Genomic DNA, 15834 nt, shown 5'->3' on the forward strand with positions numbered 1-15834 from the left:
ATGGCCACCGTCGAAGCCCGCCCCAGAACCTACGAGGTCCGCACCCACGGGTGCCAGATGAACGTGCACGACTCGGAGCGCCTGAGCGGGTCGTTGCAGGCCGCCGGGTACGTCGCGGCGGACGACGGTCAGGCGGACGTGGTCGTCATCAACACCTGCGCCGTGCGCGAGAACGCGGACAACCGGCTCTACGGCAACCTCGGGCAGCTCGCCGGCATCAAGCGCGAGCACCCCGGCATGCAGATCGCGGTCGGTGGGTGCCTGGCGCAGAAGGACAAGGACGTCATCCTCGAGAAGGCGCCGTGGGTCGACGTCGTCTTCGGGACGCACAACATGGGGTCGCTGCCGACCCTGCTCGAGCGGGCGCGGCACAACGACGAGGCGCAGATCGAGATCCTCGAGGCGCTCGACGTGTTCCCGTCGACGCTGCCGACCAAGCGCGACTCGACGCACAGCGGCTGGGTGTCGATCTCCGTCGGGTGCAACAACACGTGCACGTTCTGCATCGTCCCGTCCCTCCGCGGCAAGGAGAAGGACCGCCGCCCGGGCGACGTGCTCGCCGAGATCCAGGCGCTGGTCGACGACGGCGCGATCGAGGTCACGCTCCTCGGGCAGAACGTCAACTCCTACGGCGTCGAGTTCGGCGACCGTCAGGCGTTCGGCAAGCTGCTCCGCGCAGCCGGGCAGATCGACGGACTCGAGCGAGTGCGGTTCACGAGCCCGCACCCGGCCGCCTTCACCGACGACGTCATCGACGCGATGGCCGAGACGCCGAACGTGATGCCGCAGCTGCACATGCCGCTGCAGTCCGGGTCGGACCGCGTCCTCAAGGCGATGCGGCGGAGCTACCGGAGCGAGCGGTTCCTGGGCATCCTCGACCGTGTGCGGGCGAAGATCCCGCACGCCGCGATCTCGACCGACATCATCGTGGGGTTCCCCGGCGAGACCGACGAGGACTTCGAGGACACCCTGCGCGTGGTCGAGCAGTCGCGGTTCGCCTCGGCCTTCACGTTCCAGTACTCGATCCGGCCGGGCACACCCGCGGCGACGATGCCCGACCAGCTGCCGAAGGAGGTCGTGCAGGAGCGATACGACCGGCTCATCGCGCTGCAGGACCGCATCACGGCCGAGGAGCACGCGAAGCAGGTGGGTCGGAGCGTCGAGGTCCTCGTCGCCACGGGCGAGGGCAAGAAGGACGAGACCACCCACCGTCTGTCCGGCCGCGCCGAGGACTCGCGCCTCGTGCACTTCGCCGTGCCGGACGGGTCCGAGGTCCCGCGTCCCGGCGACGTCGTGACCGTCGAGGTCACGCGGGCCGCGCCGCACTTCCTCATCGCCGACGACGAGGCACCGCTGCGCATCCGCCGGACCCGTGCCGGCGACGCCTGGGACCGGGCACAGGCCGAGAGCTGCGGCGTGCCGACCCCGTCCGCTCCGGGCGCGGGGCCGCGACCGGTCTCGCTGGGCCTGCCGAGCCTCCGTGTCGGACGCTGACGCGGCGGCCACCACGGCCACGGCGGGCGGACGGAGTCAGGAGGGGACCCCTGACCTCATCGCGGTCGTCGGTGCGACCGGCACCGGCAAGTCCGAGGTCGCGCTGGCCCTCGCCGAACAGCTGCGGTCGAGTGGCCGGCCCGCCGAGGTCGTGAACGCCGACGCCATGCAGCTCTACCGTGGCATGGACATCGGGACCGCGAAGCTCCCGCTCGAGGACCGGCGGGGCATCCCGCACCACCAGCTCGACGTCCTCGCGGTCACCGACGAGGCGAGCGTCGCGGCGTACCAGCGCGACGCACGCGCGGACGTCGAGCGCATCACGGCGGACGGCGGCACCGCGGTGCTCGTCGGGGGCAGCGGGCTCTACGTGTCCGCCGTCCTGTTCGACCTCGCGTTCCCCGGCACCGATCCGGAGCTCCGCGCCGAGCTCGAGCGCGAACACGCCGAGCACGGACCGAACGCGCTCCTCGCGCGCCTGCGCGCACTGGACCCGGTCGCGGCGGCCGACGTCGACGCTCGCAACCCTCGGCGTCTGATCCGAGCCGTGGAGATCGCGAGCCGGTCCGAGGTCGTGACCCCGCGCCTCCCGTCCGCGCCCCGCGCATGGCGACCCGCTCGGGTGCTGCACCTGCACCGCGAGCGGAGCGGACTCGTCGCGTCGCTGCACGCGCGCGCCGAGCGCATGTTCCGCGACGGGCTCGTCGACGAGGTGGAGGCGCTCCGGGAGGACGGCCTCGAGGACGGTCGCACCGCGCGCGCCGCGATCGGGTACTCGCAGGCGCTCGACGTGCTGCACGGTCGCGCCACGACGGCCGAGGCGGTCGAGGCGACGGCGGTCGCGACGCGCAAGTACGCCAGGCGGCAGGTGTCCTGGTTCAAGCGGTACGACGCCGAGGTCGTCGACATCAGCGGCGCCGACGTCGCGGGGCTGCAGGCGGTGGCCCGTAGGATCGTGCCGTGACCGAGCTGCACTTCACGAAGGGCCAGGGGACGGGCAACGACTTCGTCCTGTTCGCCGACCCGGACGCCACGGTCGACCTGACCCCCGAGCGCATCCGCGCCATCGCCGACCGACGCTTCGGTGTCGGGGCCGACGGGGTCATCCGGGCCGTGCGCTCGGACGCGATCCCCGAGGGCCGCGCCCTGGTCGCCGTCGAGCCGGCCGCGACGTGGTTCATGGACTACCACAACGCCGACGGCTCGGTCGCGGAGATGTGCGGGAACGGCATCCGCGTGTTCGCCCGGTACCTGACCGAGTCCGGACTCGTCGACCTCGCTCCGGGTGAGACGCTCACGGTCGGGAGCCGCAAGGGGCTCGTCGACCTGCAGCGCACCACGAACGGCTTCTCGGCGGACCTCGGGCGCTGGGGGCTCGGCATCGAGGGTGGCGGAGCGAACGACGTGACCGTGCGGGCGAAGGAGCTCGACGGCGCACGACCCGGACTCGGCATCGACGTCGGCAACCCGCACGTCGTCGTGGCCGTGGCGACGGAGGACGAGCTCGCCGAGGTCGACCTGACGTACGTCCCCGTGCTCGACCCGGCTCCGGCGGCGGGCGCGAACGTCGAGTTCGTGCTGCCGGGTGACCCGCTCGTCAAGGACGGCGTGGGGGAGATCACCATGCGCGTGCACGAGCGGGGGAGCGGCGAGACGCTGTCCTGCGGCACCGGTGCGGTCGCTGCGGCGCTCGCGACGCGGTACTGGGCGGGACCTTCGGCGCCGGACACCTGGCGGGTGCGGGTGCCGGGCGGGGTCGTCACGGTCCGGATGTTCGCGGCCGAGGACGGCGAGCACGTCGCCCTGGCGGGGCCGGCGGAACTCGTGTTCTCGGGAGACCTGACGGTCTGACGCAGTCGCGCAGTCGCGCAGTCGCGCAGCCGTGCAACCGCGCAGACGCTCAGTGCGCCGCCCTACTCGGCGGTACGGTGCACCCGGATCACGCGGAACCCCTTGTCCGTCGACGCCCGTGCGACCTGGAAGCCGTCGCCGAGTGCGCCGCCGAGCCACCGCTGCAGGGAGTCCCCGCCGAGGTCCTTCGACACCACCAGCCAGGCGTCCCCACCGACCTCGAGCCGGGGCAGCCAGGTCAACAGGATCGCGTGCAGTTCGTCCTTGCCCACACGGATCGGCGGGTTCGACCAGATCGTCCGGAAGCGCAGGTCCGCGGGGACGTCGTCGGGCAGCCCGACCGTGACGTTCGACAGCCCGGCAGCGGTGGCGTTGCGTCGCGCCAGGTCGAGGACGCGCTCGTTGACGTCCACACCCCACACCTGTGCCTCCGGTGACCCGAGCGCCATCGTGATGGCGATCGGCCCCCACCCGCAGCCGACGTCGAGCAGCGCGCCCTCGGACGCGGGGGGCGGCACCGAGCCGAGCAGCACCCTCGTGCCGCGGTCGACGCCGTCCGGGCTGAAGACCCCGGCCGCCGTGGACAGCGTGAGCGGTCGCCCGGCGAGCGTGACGTGCACCTGGCGCTCACGGATCTCCGACGACGGGTTCGCGGAGAAGTAGTGCTCGTTCGCCATGGAAGAACCGTACCCGGGAGCCCGTGTGTCCCGGGCGTGGCGGCGGTACCCTGTGGAGAAGATGACGGAAACCACCATGAACGACGGACGATCCGACGACAGCGCCGAGGGTGTCGTGGAGCGCGTCCTCCGCAATGCCGAGACCCGGGCCACGTCGGCGATCTTCGCTCCGGCCCAGGCCATCCAGACACGATCGGTCGACGAGCACGGCTGGTCCGGCGACGGCGACCAGTACGAGCGCGAGGACCGCGCCGCCCTGCGCCGCGTCACCGGCCTCTCCACCGAGCTCGAGGACGTCACCGAGGTCGAGTACCGGCAGCTCCGGCTCGAGCGGGTCGTCCTGATCGGCGTGTACCCACAGGGTGACGCCCAGGATGCCGAGAACTCCCTGCGCGAGCTCGCCGCCCTGGCCGAGACCGCGGGTGCGGTGGTCCTCGACGGACTCCTGCAGCGCCGACCCACCCCGGACCCGGCGACCTACCTCGGCAAGGGCAAGGCCGAGGAGCTCGCGATGGTCGTCAAGGCGACCGGCGCCGACACGGTCGTCGCGGACACCGAGCTCGCGCCCTCGCAGCGCCGTGCGCTCGAGGACGTCGTGAAGGTGAAGGTGATCGACCGCACCGCGGTGATCCTCGACATCTTCAGCCAGCACGCCACCACCCGCGAGGGCAAGGCCCAGGTCGAGCTCGCGCAGCTGCAGTACCTGCTGCCGCGTCTGCGTGGTTGGGGTGAGTCGATGTCCCGCCAGGCCGGTGGTCAGGTCTCCGGTGGTGCCGGCATGGGCTCGCGCGGACCCGGTGAGACCAAGATCGAGCTCGACCGTCGTCGCATCAACACGCGGATGTCGAAGCTCCGGCGGCAGATCGCCGGCTTCCGCCCTGCCCGCGAGGCCAAGCGCGCCGACCGACACCGCAACGAGGTGCCCAGCGTCGCCATCGCCGGGTACACGAACGCCGGCAAGTCCTCGCTGCTGAACCGCCTGACGAGCGCGGGCGTCCTGGTGCAGAACCAGCTGTTCGCGACCCTCGACGCCACCGTCCGCCGCACCGAGAGCAGCGCCGGCCGGGAGTTCACGTTCGTCGACACGGTCGGCTTCGTGCGGAACCTGCCGCACCAGCTGGTCGAGGCGTTCCGCTCCACCCTCGAGGAGGTCGGCGAGGCCGACGTCATCGTGCACGTGGTGGACGGGTCCCACCCCGACCCGGCGGCGCAGCTCGCGACGGTCCGCGACGTGATGGGCGACGTCGGTGCACGCGACATCCCCGAGGTCGTCGCGTTCAACAAGGCGGACCTGATCGACGAGGCACAGCGCCTCGTCCTGGTCGGACTCGTCCCGGACGCGGTGTTCGTGTCCGCCCGGACGGGCGAGGGGGTCCCGGAGCTCCTCGCCGCGATCGAGGCCCGACTGCCCGAGCCGGACGTCGAGCTCACCGTGGTGATCCCGTACGACCGCGGCGACCTGGTGTCGTCGCTGCACGACGCCGGCGCGGTCGAGACGACCGACTACGTCGAGGACGGCACCCGCCTGCGGGTGCGCGTCTTCCAGCGCCAGGTCGCGGAGCTCGACCCGTACGTGGTCGCGCCGGTCGCGACCGCCTAGTCCCCGGACCCCCACCGGGACGGACGGGAGGCGCGGCGCCGGCTGGCACCGCGCCTCCCGTCCGTCGTCGGCCGCGTCCCGACGCCGGGTCGGCTCGCGCACGACAGCAAGCAGCCCGCGCCACGGACTTCCGTGGCGCGGGCTGCTTCCCGTTGTGCTGCTGCCGATGCGTCAGACGGAGCGGAGCACCGCGACGACCTTGCCGAGCACGGTGGCCGCGTCGCCGAGGATCGGCTCGAAGGCGGAGTTGCGCGGAAGCAACCACGTGTGGCCGTCGCGCTGACGGAAGACCTTGACGGTCGCCTCCTCGTCGAGCATCGCGGCGACGATGTCCCCGTTGTCCGCGGTCTGCTGCGAGCGGACGACCACCCAGTCACCGTCGCAGATCGCCGCGTCGATCATCGACTCTCCGACGACCTTGAGCATGAAGAGGTCACCGGTGCCGACCAGCTGTCGGGGGAGCGGGACGATCTCGTCGACGTGCTGCTCGGCCGTGATCGGGACACCGGCGGCGATGCGTCCGACGAGGGGGACGAGGGTCGTGGCGTCGACGTCCGGGGTGTCGACGTCGGGGGTCGGCTCGTCGACGAGTACCTCGAGCGCGCGGGGGCGGTTCGGGTCACGCCGGATCCAGCCGCCGAGCTCGAGCTGGCCGAGCTGGTGGGAGACGCTCGAGAGCGAGGAGAGGCCGGCGGCGTCTCCGATCTCCCGCATGCTCGGCGGGTAGCCCCGGCTGGCGATCGACGCACGGATCGCGTCGAGGATCGCCTGCTGCTTCGCCGTCAACGGCTTCTGGACCCGCAGTTCGTCCGCCACGTCGTCTCGCCCTTCGTCGGTGCCGGGCGGTCGGGCAGGAATGTCGGTGGTCCCCGCTTGACTCGTCCCAGTCGATCGAAACAGTATCCGACCGCATCGGGCCGGACAAACACCTGTTCGAGCGTGTCGGCAAGAAATCCTCCACAAAACCCTTCCTGGGACTTGTGCGGGGTAGCATTCGAAACTATGTTCGGTACACGACTTCGGTTCCTCCGAACGGGAAGGCAAGAACGACATGAGCACCATCGCCATCGCTGACCAGCGCACCGCGACGCCCGCCGTCCGTACGCGCCTGCGCATCACGCGTCGCGGCCGCATCGTCCTGACGACCGTCGCGGCCCTCCCGGTCTTCCTGGTCGTCGCCCTCTCCGTGCTGAACGGTGGACAGGCCTCGGCCGGTGACTCGTCCCGCGCCGGAGCCCCCGTGCACTTCGAGACCGTCACGGTCCAGCCGGGTGAGACCCTGTGGCAGCTGGCGGAGGAGACCGCACCCCAGGCCGACCCGCGCGACTTCGTGCAGGACGTCGTGAGCCTCAACGCGCTCGACGGCTCGACGCTCCAGGCCGGCGAGCAGATCGCGATCCCGGCCAAGTACACCGCGGGCGACTGACCGGATCGGCGCTCGCCTGACCACCGTCCGGACGGCCGGTCGGCGCTCGGTGGCCGCGGCCTACGATGGATCGGTGGACACCACGCTCGAAGACCTTCCGATCCGTGACGACCTCCGCGGGCAGAGCCCGTACGGCGCTCCGCAGAAGCACGTGCGCGTGCAGCTCAACGTCAACGAGAACACGCATCCCGTGCCCGAGGACGTCGCCGAGGATATCGTCGCCTCGATCCGGCAGGCCCTGACGACCGTGAACCGCTACCCCGACCGTGAGTTCACCGAGCTCCGCGAGTCCCTCGCCGGCTACCTGAACGGCGGTCTCCCCGCTGATCAGCAGCTCACCCCTGCGAACCTCTGGGCGGCGAACGGGTCGAACGAGGTCCTGCAGCAGCTGCTCCAGGCCTTCGGTGGCCCGGGCCGCTCGGTGCTCGGGTTCCCGCCCACCTACTCGATGCACTCGATCCTCGCATCCGGTACCGGCACACGCTGGATCCCCGCGCAGCGCGACGACGAGTTCCGCATCTCGCCGGAGACCGTCGTCGCGGCGATCGCCGAGCACCGGCCGGACATCGTGTTCCTGTGCGGGCCGAACAACCCGACCGGAACCCCGCTCGACATCGAGACGATCCGCGCGGCGTACGACGCCACCGACGGCATCGTGATGGTGGACGAGGCCTACGCCGAGTTCATGCCCGCCGATGCCCCGAGCGCGATCACGCTGCTGCCCGGCCGTCCGCGGCTCGTGGTCTCGCGAACGATGAGCAAGGCCTTCGCCTTCGCCGGGGCTCGCGTCGGCTACCTCGCCGCCGATCCCGCCGTGGTCGACGCCCTGCGCCTGGTGCGCCTGCCGTACCACCTGTCGGCACTGACCCAGGCGGCGTCGGTCGCCGCGCTGCGGCACGCTCCGGCGATGCTCGCGATGGTCGACGACATCAAGCAGCAGCGCGACCGAATGGTCACGGAACTGCAGGCGATGGGGTACCGCACCTACGAGACGTGGTCCAACTTCGTGCTGTTCGGCGGGGTGGCCGATCCGAACGCCGCGTTCGAGGCCCTGCTCGACCAGGACGTCATCGTCCGCGACCTGGGGATCCCGAACCACCTGCGGGTGAGCGCGGGGACCGAGGAGGAGACCACCGCGTTCCTCGACGCCATGCGCCGCGTGGCCGCCGACCAGCCGCCGGTTAGGGTTGAGGCATGACCGCCCGCACCGCCTCGATCAGCCGGAGCACGAGCGAGTCGAGCATCGAGCTCTCGCTCGACCTGGACGGCACCGGCTCGTCCGACGTCTCGACGAGCGTGCCCTTCTTCGACCACATGTTGACGGCCTTCAGCAAGCACTCGCTCATCGACCTGCGGGTGCGCTCGACGGGCGACACCGACATCGACGTGCACCACACCGTCGAGGACACCGGCATCGTGCTCGGTCAGGCGCTGAAGCAAGCCCTCGGCGACCGCGCCGGCATCGGTCGCTACGGCGATGCGCTCGTGCCGCTCGACGAAGCCCTGGCGCAGGCCGTGGTGGACGTCTCCGGTCGTCCGTACCTCGTGCACTCCGGCGAGCCCGAGGGCTTCGCGTTCCACCGCATCGGCGGGCACTTCACCGGCTCGATGGTCCGGCACGTGTTCGAGGCGATCACGTTCAACGCCGGCATCACCGTGCACGTCCGCGTGCTCGGTGGCCGTGACCCGCACCACATCGCCGAGGCCGAGTTCAAGGCCTTCGCCCGTGCGATGCGCCGCGCCGTCGAGCTCGACCCCCGGGTCGACGGCATCCCGTCCACGAAGGGGAAGCTGTGACCGCGAAGCCGAACGTCGTCGTCCTCGACTACGGATCGGGCAACGTCCACTCCGCGGCGAAGGCACTCGAGCGCGCCGGTGCCGAGGTCACGCTGACCGCCGACAAGCAGGCCGCGCTCCGAGCGGACGGGCTGCTCGTGCCGGGCGTCGGCGCCTTCGCCGCCGTCGTCGACCAGCTCGAGGGTGTGCGCGGCGGCGAGATCGTCGACCACCGCCTGGCCGGCGGTCGACCGGTGCTCGGCATCTGCGTCGGCATGCAGGTCATGTTCGCCCGGGGCGTCGAGCGCGGCGCCGACGTCGAGGGGCTCGGCCAGTGGCCGGGCACGGTCGAGGAGATCCAGGCCGAGGTCCTGCCGCACATGGGCTGGAACACGGTCGAGGCCCCCGCGGACTCCGTGCTCTTCGACGGCCTGCACGACGAGCGGTTCTACTTCGTCCACTCGTACGGCGTGACGGACTTCCCGCTCGACGCCTACGGTCCGTTCCGGGCGCCGCGCCTGACCTGGGCCGAGCACGGGCAGCGGTTCGTCGCCGCGGTCGAGAACGGTCCGCTGACGGCCACGCAGTTCCACCCGGAGAAGTCGGGGGAGCCGGGTATCCGGCTGCTCCGCAACTGGGTCGACTCGCTCTGAACCGGCCGTCCACCGGGCGCACGCTCGCCCGACGGACGCGAGCCGCGCCTCCCGGCCGCAACGACCACCGCAACGACCACCGCAACGACCACCGCAACGACCACCGGAACGGCCGCAGCGCTCGGCCCGACCACCGGGACGGCCGCACCACACCCCACCGAGAACCGACAGGACCATGACCGACCTCACCGCGACCCCGCCCCTCGTCCTGCTGCCCGCCGTCGACGTCGTCGACGGCCAGGCCGTCCGCCTCACCCAGGGTGAGGCCGGCAGCGAGACCTCGTACGGCGATCCCGTCGCCGCGGCGCGCACCTGGCGCGACCAGGGTGCGGAGTGGATCCACCTCGTCGACCTGGACGCAGCGTTCGGGCGGGGGGACAACCGTGCGGTGATCGCGAAGGCGATCCGCGAGGTCGAGGGCGTCTCCGTCGAGCTCTCCGGCGGCATCCGCGACGACGCGTCACTCGAGGCGGCGCTCGCCACCGGCGCGGCCCGCGTGAACCTCGGGACCGCCGCGCTCGAGCAGCCCGAGTGGGCGGCGCGCGTGATCGGCGAGTACGGCGAGCAGATCGCGGTCGGCCTCGACGTGCGCGGCACGACCCTGGCGAGCCGCGGCTGGACCGAGGACGCCGGTGACCTCTGGGAGGTGCTCGACCGGCTCGAGGCCGCCGGGTGCGCCCGCTACGTCGTGACCGACGTGACGAAGGACGGCACCCTGCAGGGACCGAACGTCGATCTGCTCCGCGAGGTCTGCGACCGCACCGACCAGCCCGTGGTGGCCTCCGGGGGGATCTCGACGCTCGACGACCTCCGTGCGCTGCGCGAGCTCGTGCCGCACGGCCTCGAGGGCGCGATCATCGGCAAGGCCCTGTACTCCGGCGCGTTCACGCTGCCGGCCGCGCTCGACATCGCGTCCGAGTAGTCGGCGTGGCGGGCATCTCGAACGGCCGCGGCACCGGGCCCGAGGCTCCGGAGCCGGGCGCGCACGACGACGCCCACACTCCGGGCGGCGCCGCGGACTCGGCGGGCAACCCGTGGGCCGGACGGACGTTCGACGCCCACGACGACGCCTACGCCGACGACGACGGCCTGGCGGACCCGGCGCTCGTCGCGGCGATCTCGGCCCTGCAGCAGGGCGGGTCGCAGCGCGCGGTCGTCGAGGCCCTGCGCGGCGCACGGCTGCTCATCCCGCTCGTCGCCGAGGCCGGTGACGTCGGGCACACCGCCGAGGGAAAGCTCGTCGACAAGACCCAGGAGCTGTCGATCGTCACGGTCGCCGGTCCGGACGGGCGCAGTGTGATGCCCGCCTTCACCTCGGCCGAGGCGATGCGGTCGTGGGACGCCACCGCCCGACCGGTGCCGGCGGACTCGCGTCGCGTCGCGATGGCCGCGGCGAGCGAGGAGACGCAGCTCGTCGTGCTCGACCCGACCGCGCCGACCGAGTTCGTGCTCCGTCGCCCGGCGGTGTGGGCGATCGGGCAGGACCTGCCGTGGACCCCGTGCTTCGAGGACGCCGAGGTCGGGCAGGCGTTCGCCGCGTCGGTCGTCGAGGAGCCCGCCGTGGCACGCGTCGAGCTGTCGCCGGGCGATCCGCTCGGGCGCTTCGCCGGTGCGGAGCTGACGGTCGGGCTGGCGCTGCACCCGGGGCTCGACCAGGCCGCGGTCCAGGCGCTCGTCGGACGGCTGCAGCAGCGGTGGACGGCGGACGCCGTCATCGCGGACCGGGTGGACAGCATGCGCGTCGCGCTGCGGCCAGCCTGACGCACGACCGACCGGGCGGCCGGGAGGCGCGGTGCAGCCCCGTCCCGTCCGCTGCGGTCCGCGCGGCGGTGCGACCGGGGCCGCCGGCGCCACGCCGGTACGATGACCGGGTGAGCACGAACCCGACGACCACCCCCGGCACCGCGCAGACCCCGGTCGGCCCCACCGGTCGGCCCGTCCGGCAGTTCCCGGAGCCCGCGCCGCTCGACGGCCACGGCCCGGCTCGCATCATCGCGCTCTGCAACCAGAAGGGCGGCGTCGGCAAGACCACGACGTCGATCAACCTCGGCGCCGCGCTCGCCGAGTACGGTCGCAAGGTCCTCGCGGTCGACTTCGACCCGCAGGGTGCCCTGTCCGCCGGGCTCGGGGTCCGCACCCACGACGTCCCCACCGTCTACGACCTGCTGATGGGTTCCGTGAAGGACCCGCGCGAGGTCATCCGCCAGACGAACGTGCCGCTGCTCGACGTCATCCCGGCGAACATCGACCTGTCCGCCGCCGAGGTCCACCTCGTCAACGAGGTCGCCCGCGAGCAGATCCTGGCGAGCGTCCTGCGCAAGGTCTCGAACGACTACGACCTCATCCTGGTGGACTGCCAGCCCTCCCTCGGCCTGCTCACGGTCAACGCCCTGACGGCGGCGCACGGCGTGCTCATCCCGCTCGAGTGCGAGTTCTTCGCGCTGCGCGGTGTGGCGCTGCTGATCGAGACGATCGACAAGGTGCGGGACCGGCTGAACCCGGCACTGCGGCTCGACGGCATCCTGGCGACGATGTACGACTCGCGCACACTGCACTCGCGCGAGGTCATGGAGCGCGTCGTGGAGACGTTCGACGACAACGTGCTCGACACGGTGATCAGCCGGACGGTGAAGTTCCCGGACGCGACGGTGTCTGCGCGGCCCATCACGCAGACGGCGCCGGAGCACGCCGCGGCGCACGCCTACCGCGCGCTCGCCAGGGAGCTCGTCGAGCGTGGCGCCGTCGCCTGACCCGGCACCGACGTCGGCTGACACGACGACGCCGGCGGGCACCGCGACCGCGCCCGGGTTCCGGGTCCGGCTGCGGAACTTCGACGGCCCGTTCGACCTGCTGCTCTCGCTCATCACCAAGCACGAGCTCGACATCACCGAGGTGTCGCTCGGCGCGGTCACGGGGGAGTTCATCCAGTACGTGCGACAGGCCGAGTCCGCCGACGAGCTCGACGAGGCCAGCGAGTTCCTCGTCGTCGCCGCCACCCTGCTCGACCTGAAGATCGCCGGACTCCTCCCGCAGGGCGAGCTCGTCGACGCCGAGGACGTGGCGCTGCTCGAGGCCCGCGACCTGCTCTTCGCGCGCCTCCTGCAGTACCGGGCGTTCAAGCAGGCCGCGGAGTGGTTCGGGGAGCAGTGGCAGCAGGAGTCCCGCCGGCACGTCCGCCGGGTCCGGCTCGAGGAACGGTTCCGCGCCCGCACCCCTGAGCTCGTCTGGACCCTCTCGGTGCAGGACTTCGCCGCGATCGCGACGCTGGCCTTCGCGCCGCGGGAGATCCCGACCGTGGGTCTGGACCACCTGCACGCCCCCCTCGTGAGCATCCGGGAGCAGGCCGCGATCGTCGTCTCGATCCTCCGCACCCGGGCCGACGAGGACGTGTCGTTCCGCGAGCTGGTCGCCGGCGTCGCGGAGACGGGTATCGTTGTGGCTCGCTTCCTGGCGATCCTGGAGCTGTACCGGAACGCGTCGATCTCGTTCGAGCAGTTCGAACCGCTGGGGGAGCTGACACTCCGCTGGACCGCCGAGGACTGGTCCGACGAGAGCCTCGCGAACCTGGGAGCCGACTATGACGGATGACGTACGCGCCGCCGCGTCGAGCGCCGAACCCGGGGGAGCGGACGAGGTCGCCGACGCCCGCGCGGTCGAGCTGGAGCTGCACGACCAGCACACCGCCCGCCCGGACCTGCCCGTCGACCGGCAGCTCGAGGCGATCCTGATGATCGCCGACGAGCCGCAGTCGCTCGTCTCGCTCGGCGCCGCGGTGGGTGCGCCCGTGCCCGCCGTGCGTCAGGCGATCGAGCGACTCGTGGCCGACTTCGACGGCGTCGACGGCACGGTCCGCCGTGGCTTCGAGCTCCGCGAGGTCGGTGGCGGCTGGCGGTTCTACGTGCGGCGCGAGCTCGACGACGTCGTCGAGCAGTTCGTCGAGGCGGAGCGTCCGGCCCGGCTGTCGCAGGCCGCGCTCGAGACCCTCGCGGTGGTCGCCTACAAGCAGCCGATCACCCGCTCACAGATCGCCTCGATCCGGGCGGTGAACGTCGACGGCGTCGTCCGGACGCTCGTCGCGCGCGGCCTCATCGAGGAGTCGTTCACCGACGCCGAGACCGGCGCGATCAACTACGTCACGTCCGACCTGCTGCTCCAGCAGCTCGGCATCAACTCGCTCGACGAACTGCCGCTGATCTCGCCTCTCCTGGAGGACGGCGCGGACGGTTTCGGGCACAACGAAGGGATCCCCGATGGCCGCGTTTGAGGACGAACGACGAGGTGGGTCCCGAGGGGGATCCGACGGACGCTCCGGCGGGTACGGTCGCGGCTCCGACCGGTCCGGCTCCGGTCGGCCCGGAGGCGCGGGGCGCGATCGCGACGCCGGCTCCGGCCGCGCCGGTGGCCGGTCGGGCGACGACCGCGGCGGCTACCGCGGACGCGAGGAACGCCCGGCAGGTGGCGGCGACCGCGGTGGGTACCGCGGGCGTGACGACCGCGCCGGTGGTGACCGTGGCGGGTACCGCGGCGGCTCGGACCGCTCGGACCAGGGCGGGTACCGGGGGCGGGACGACCGGTCCGGTGGCGACCGCGGTGGGTACCGCGGGCGTGACGACCGGTCCGGTGGCGACCGCGGTGGGTACAGCGGCGGCTCAGACCAGGGCGGCTACCGGGGGCGTGACGACCGTGCCGCTGGCGAGCGCGGTGGCGAGCGCGGTGGCTACCGCGGCGGCTCGGACCAGGGCGGCTACCGGGGGCGCGACGACCGCGCCGGTGGCGAACGCGGTGGGTACCGCGGGCGTGACGACCGGTCCGGTGGCGACCGTGGTGGCTACCGCGGCGGCTCGGACCAGGGCGGGTACCGCGGTCGTGACGACCGATCCGGTGACCGTGGCGGGTACCGCGGGCGGGACGAACGACCCGGTGGTGACCGCGGCCGGTTCGTGAGCCGCGACGCGGACCAGCGCAGCAACGACCGCGGCGGGTTCGTCCGTCGCGAGGACGACCGCTCCGGTGGGTACCGCGGCCGTGACGAACGTCCCGGTGGCGAGCGCTTCGGCGGCTACCGCGGGCGTGACGACCGGTCCGGTGGCGAGCGTGGCGGGTACCGCGGGCGCGATGACCGGTCCGGTGGCGAGCGCTCCGGCGGCTACCGCGGCCGTGACGACCGTTCCGGCAGCGAGCGCGGTGGGTACCGCGGGCGTGACGACGACCGGCGCGGCGCAGACCGTCGTGACGCCGGTCGCCGACCGGACCGCGGCGCCGATCGGCGCGACGACCGCCGTGACCCCGCACGCGAGGACCGCCGCGCCCCCGACGGCCGACCGAGCACCGTCTGGCACAACGGCCGCCGCTACGTCGGCGGCACGACCACCGCACGCAACGGCGACCGGCCGGGCACGGGCGGCCGGGGGCGCATCCCGAGCGGCACCGAGCGCGGGACGACGCCGCGGCCGGAGGGCGCGCGTGACGACCACGGCATCCCCGTCGAGGGCACGCCCGAGCGGCCCATCATCCCGGACTGGGACGCGGACGAGGCGGGGTCGCGTGCCGGGGGTGCGCCGAGCCTCCAGGCCGACGGTGAGCGGCTGCAGAAGGTGATCGCCGCTGCGGGCGTGGCGTCCCGACGGGTCGCGGAGAACCTGATCGTCGAGGGGCGCGTCACGGTGAACGGCGAGGTCGTCGAGGCCCTCGGACGCCGCGTCGACCCCGAGACCGACCAGATCGCCGTGGACGGCGTGCCGGTGCAGGTCGACAGCTCACGGCGGTACGTGCTGCTCAACAAGCCCGTCGGGATCGTGTCGAGCCTGCAGGACGAACGCGGTCGACGCGACCTGTCGGAGTTCGTCGACCGGTACGAGGAACGCCTGTTCAACGTCGGTCGGCTCGACGCCGAGACGTCGGGGCTGCTCCTGCTGACGAACGACGGCGACCTGGCCCACGTGCTGGCCCACCCATCGTTCGGCGTGACGAAGACCTACATCGCCAAGGTCGCGGGCAACGTGAACCCGGCGACGGTGCAGCGGCTGCTCGAGGGCGTGGAGCTCGAGGACGGTCCGATCGCCGCCGACAAGGTGCGTCTGCTGGAGTCCGCCCGCGGTGAGTCCCTGGTCGAGATCACCCTGCACTCGGGGCGCAACCGGATCGTGCGACGTATGCTCGACGCGGTCGACCACCCGGTGATCGAGCTCGTGCGTCGCTCGTTCGGGCCGCTGCAGCTCGGATCGCTGCCGATCGGCAGGGTGCGGGAGCTCTCCACCGTCGAGCTCGGTGGGCTCCTGCGCATCGCCCGTGAGGCGAAGGCTCCGGCACAGGGCGACACCGACGAGGAGACTGCCGACTGACGCTCGGTAGGCTGGA

The 15834-nt window shown here is 72.5% G+C and carries 16 protein-coding genes; 14 read left to right on the forward strand and 2 right to left on the reverse strand.

Annotation, left to right across the window (positions count from 1 at the left end):
• The 3 genes from miaB to dapF are packed head-to-tail and all read left to right on the forward strand — an operon-like array spanning position 1 to position 3345.
• Positions 1-1494 (forward strand): tRNA (N6-isopentenyl adenosine(37)-C2)-methylthiotransferase MiaB, encoded by a 1494-nt coding sequence (miaB, locus tag ACIPEQ_RS08100; protein ID WP_402714780.1) that lies wholly within the window; start codon positions 1-3, stop codon positions 1492-1494.
• Positions 1481-2458: a tRNA (adenosine(37)-N6)-dimethylallyltransferase MiaA gene (miaA, locus tag ACIPEQ_RS08105; protein ID WP_402714781.1), complete on the forward strand. Its 978-nt coding sequence runs from the start codon at positions 1481-1483 to the stop codon at positions 2456-2458. The genes miaB and miaA overlap by 14 nt, the downstream gene beginning before the upstream one ends.
• Complete coding sequence (gene dapF / locus ACIPEQ_RS08110) at positions 2455-3345, forward strand: diaminopimelate epimerase (RefSeq protein WP_402714782.1); 891 nt, start codon at positions 2455-2457, stop codon at positions 3343-3345. The genes miaA and dapF overlap by 4 nt, the downstream gene beginning before the upstream one ends.
• A 62-nt stretch (positions 3346-3407) precedes the next feature.
• Here dapF and ACIPEQ_RS08115 read toward each other — a convergent pair whose 3' ends face one another.
• Positions 3408-4022: a class I SAM-dependent methyltransferase gene (locus ACIPEQ_RS08115; RefSeq protein ID WP_402714783.1), complete on the reverse strand. Its 615-nt coding sequence runs from the start codon at positions 4020-4022 to the stop codon at positions 3408-3410.
• A 61-nt stretch (positions 4023-4083) separates the two neighbouring features.
• On the opposite strand from ACIPEQ_RS08115, the gene hflX reads away from it, so the two are divergent.
• Complete coding sequence (gene hflX / locus ACIPEQ_RS08120) at positions 4084-5622, forward strand: GTPase HflX (protein ID WP_209678038.1); 1539 nt, start codon at positions 4084-4086, stop codon at positions 5620-5622.
• A 171-nt stretch (positions 5623-5793) separates the two neighbouring features.
• Here the strand turns inward: hflX and lexA are convergent, their stop codons facing one another.
• Positions 5794-6438: a transcriptional repressor LexA gene (lexA, locus tag ACIPEQ_RS08125; protein WP_402714784.1), complete on the reverse strand. Its 645-nt coding sequence runs from the start codon at positions 6436-6438 to the stop codon at positions 5794-5796.
• A gap of 235 nt (positions 6439-6673) precedes the next feature.
• Between lexA and ACIPEQ_RS08130 the strand changes: the two genes are divergently transcribed.
• From ACIPEQ_RS08130 to ACIPEQ_RS08175, 10 genes are all read left to right on the forward strand, one after another.
• On the forward strand, positions 6674-7048 hold the full coding sequence (locus tag ACIPEQ_RS08130) for a LysM peptidoglycan-binding domain-containing protein (RefSeq protein ID WP_209678040.1): 375 nt from the start codon (positions 6674-6676) through the stop codon (positions 7046-7048).
• Positions 7049-7121: 73 nt separating this feature from the next.
• A complete protein-coding gene (locus tag ACIPEQ_RS08135; RefSeq protein WP_402714785.1) occupies positions 7122-8246 on the forward strand; it encodes a histidinol-phosphate transaminase in 1125 nt (374 codons plus the stop codon).
• Complete coding sequence (gene hisB, locus ACIPEQ_RS08140) at positions 8243-8845, forward strand: imidazoleglycerol-phosphate dehydratase HisB (RefSeq protein WP_126890315.1); 603 nt, start codon at positions 8243-8245, stop codon at positions 8843-8845. Before ACIPEQ_RS08135 ends, hisB begins: the two co-directional genes overlap by 4 nt.
• Positions 8842-9477, forward strand: a complete 636-nt coding sequence (hisH, locus tag ACIPEQ_RS08145) for an imidazole glycerol phosphate synthase subunit HisH (RefSeq protein ID WP_126890316.1) — start codon at positions 8842-8844, stop codon at positions 9475-9477. The genes hisB and hisH overlap by 4 nt, the downstream gene beginning before the upstream one ends.
• 175 nt (positions 9478-9652) lie before the next feature.
• Entirely contained in the window at positions 9653-10399 is a 747-nt protein-coding gene (gene priA, locus ACIPEQ_RS08150; protein ID WP_250366623.1) for a bifunctional 1-(5-phosphoribosyl)-5-((5-phosphoribosylamino)methylideneamino)imidazole-4-carboxamide isomerase/phosphoribosylanthranilate isomerase PriA, read from the forward strand.
• A gap of 5 nt (positions 10400-10404) precedes the next feature.
• Positions 10405-11238: an SseB family protein gene (locus ACIPEQ_RS08155; RefSeq protein ID WP_402714786.1), complete on the forward strand. Its 834-nt coding sequence runs from the start codon at positions 10405-10407 to the stop codon at positions 11236-11238.
• Between the two features lie 110 nt (positions 11239-11348).
• Entirely contained in the window at positions 11349-12227 is an 879-nt protein-coding gene (locus tag ACIPEQ_RS08160; RefSeq protein WP_126890319.1) for a ParA family protein, read from the forward strand.
• Complete coding sequence (locus tag ACIPEQ_RS08165; RefSeq protein WP_402714787.1) at positions 12211-13065, forward strand: segregation and condensation protein A; 855 nt, start codon at positions 12211-12213, stop codon at positions 13063-13065. The genes ACIPEQ_RS08160 and ACIPEQ_RS08165 overlap by 17 nt, the downstream gene beginning before the upstream one ends.
• 139 nt (positions 13066-13204) lie before the next feature.
• Positions 13205-13741: an SMC-Scp complex subunit ScpB gene (gene scpB, locus ACIPEQ_RS08170; protein WP_233422397.1), complete on the forward strand. Its 537-nt coding sequence runs from the start codon at positions 13205-13207 to the stop codon at positions 13739-13741.
• Positions 13742-15062: 1321 nt separating this feature from the next.
• Complete coding sequence (locus ACIPEQ_RS08175; protein ID WP_402714812.1) at positions 15063-15818, forward strand: pseudouridine synthase; 756 nt, start codon at positions 15063-15065, stop codon at positions 15816-15818.
• The last annotated feature ends 16 nt before the right edge of the window (positions 15819-15834 follow it).

The organism is Curtobacterium sp. NPDC087080 (assembly GCF_044745105.1).
GTDB lineage: Bacteria > Actinomycetota > Actinomycetes > Actinomycetales > Microbacteriaceae > Curtobacterium.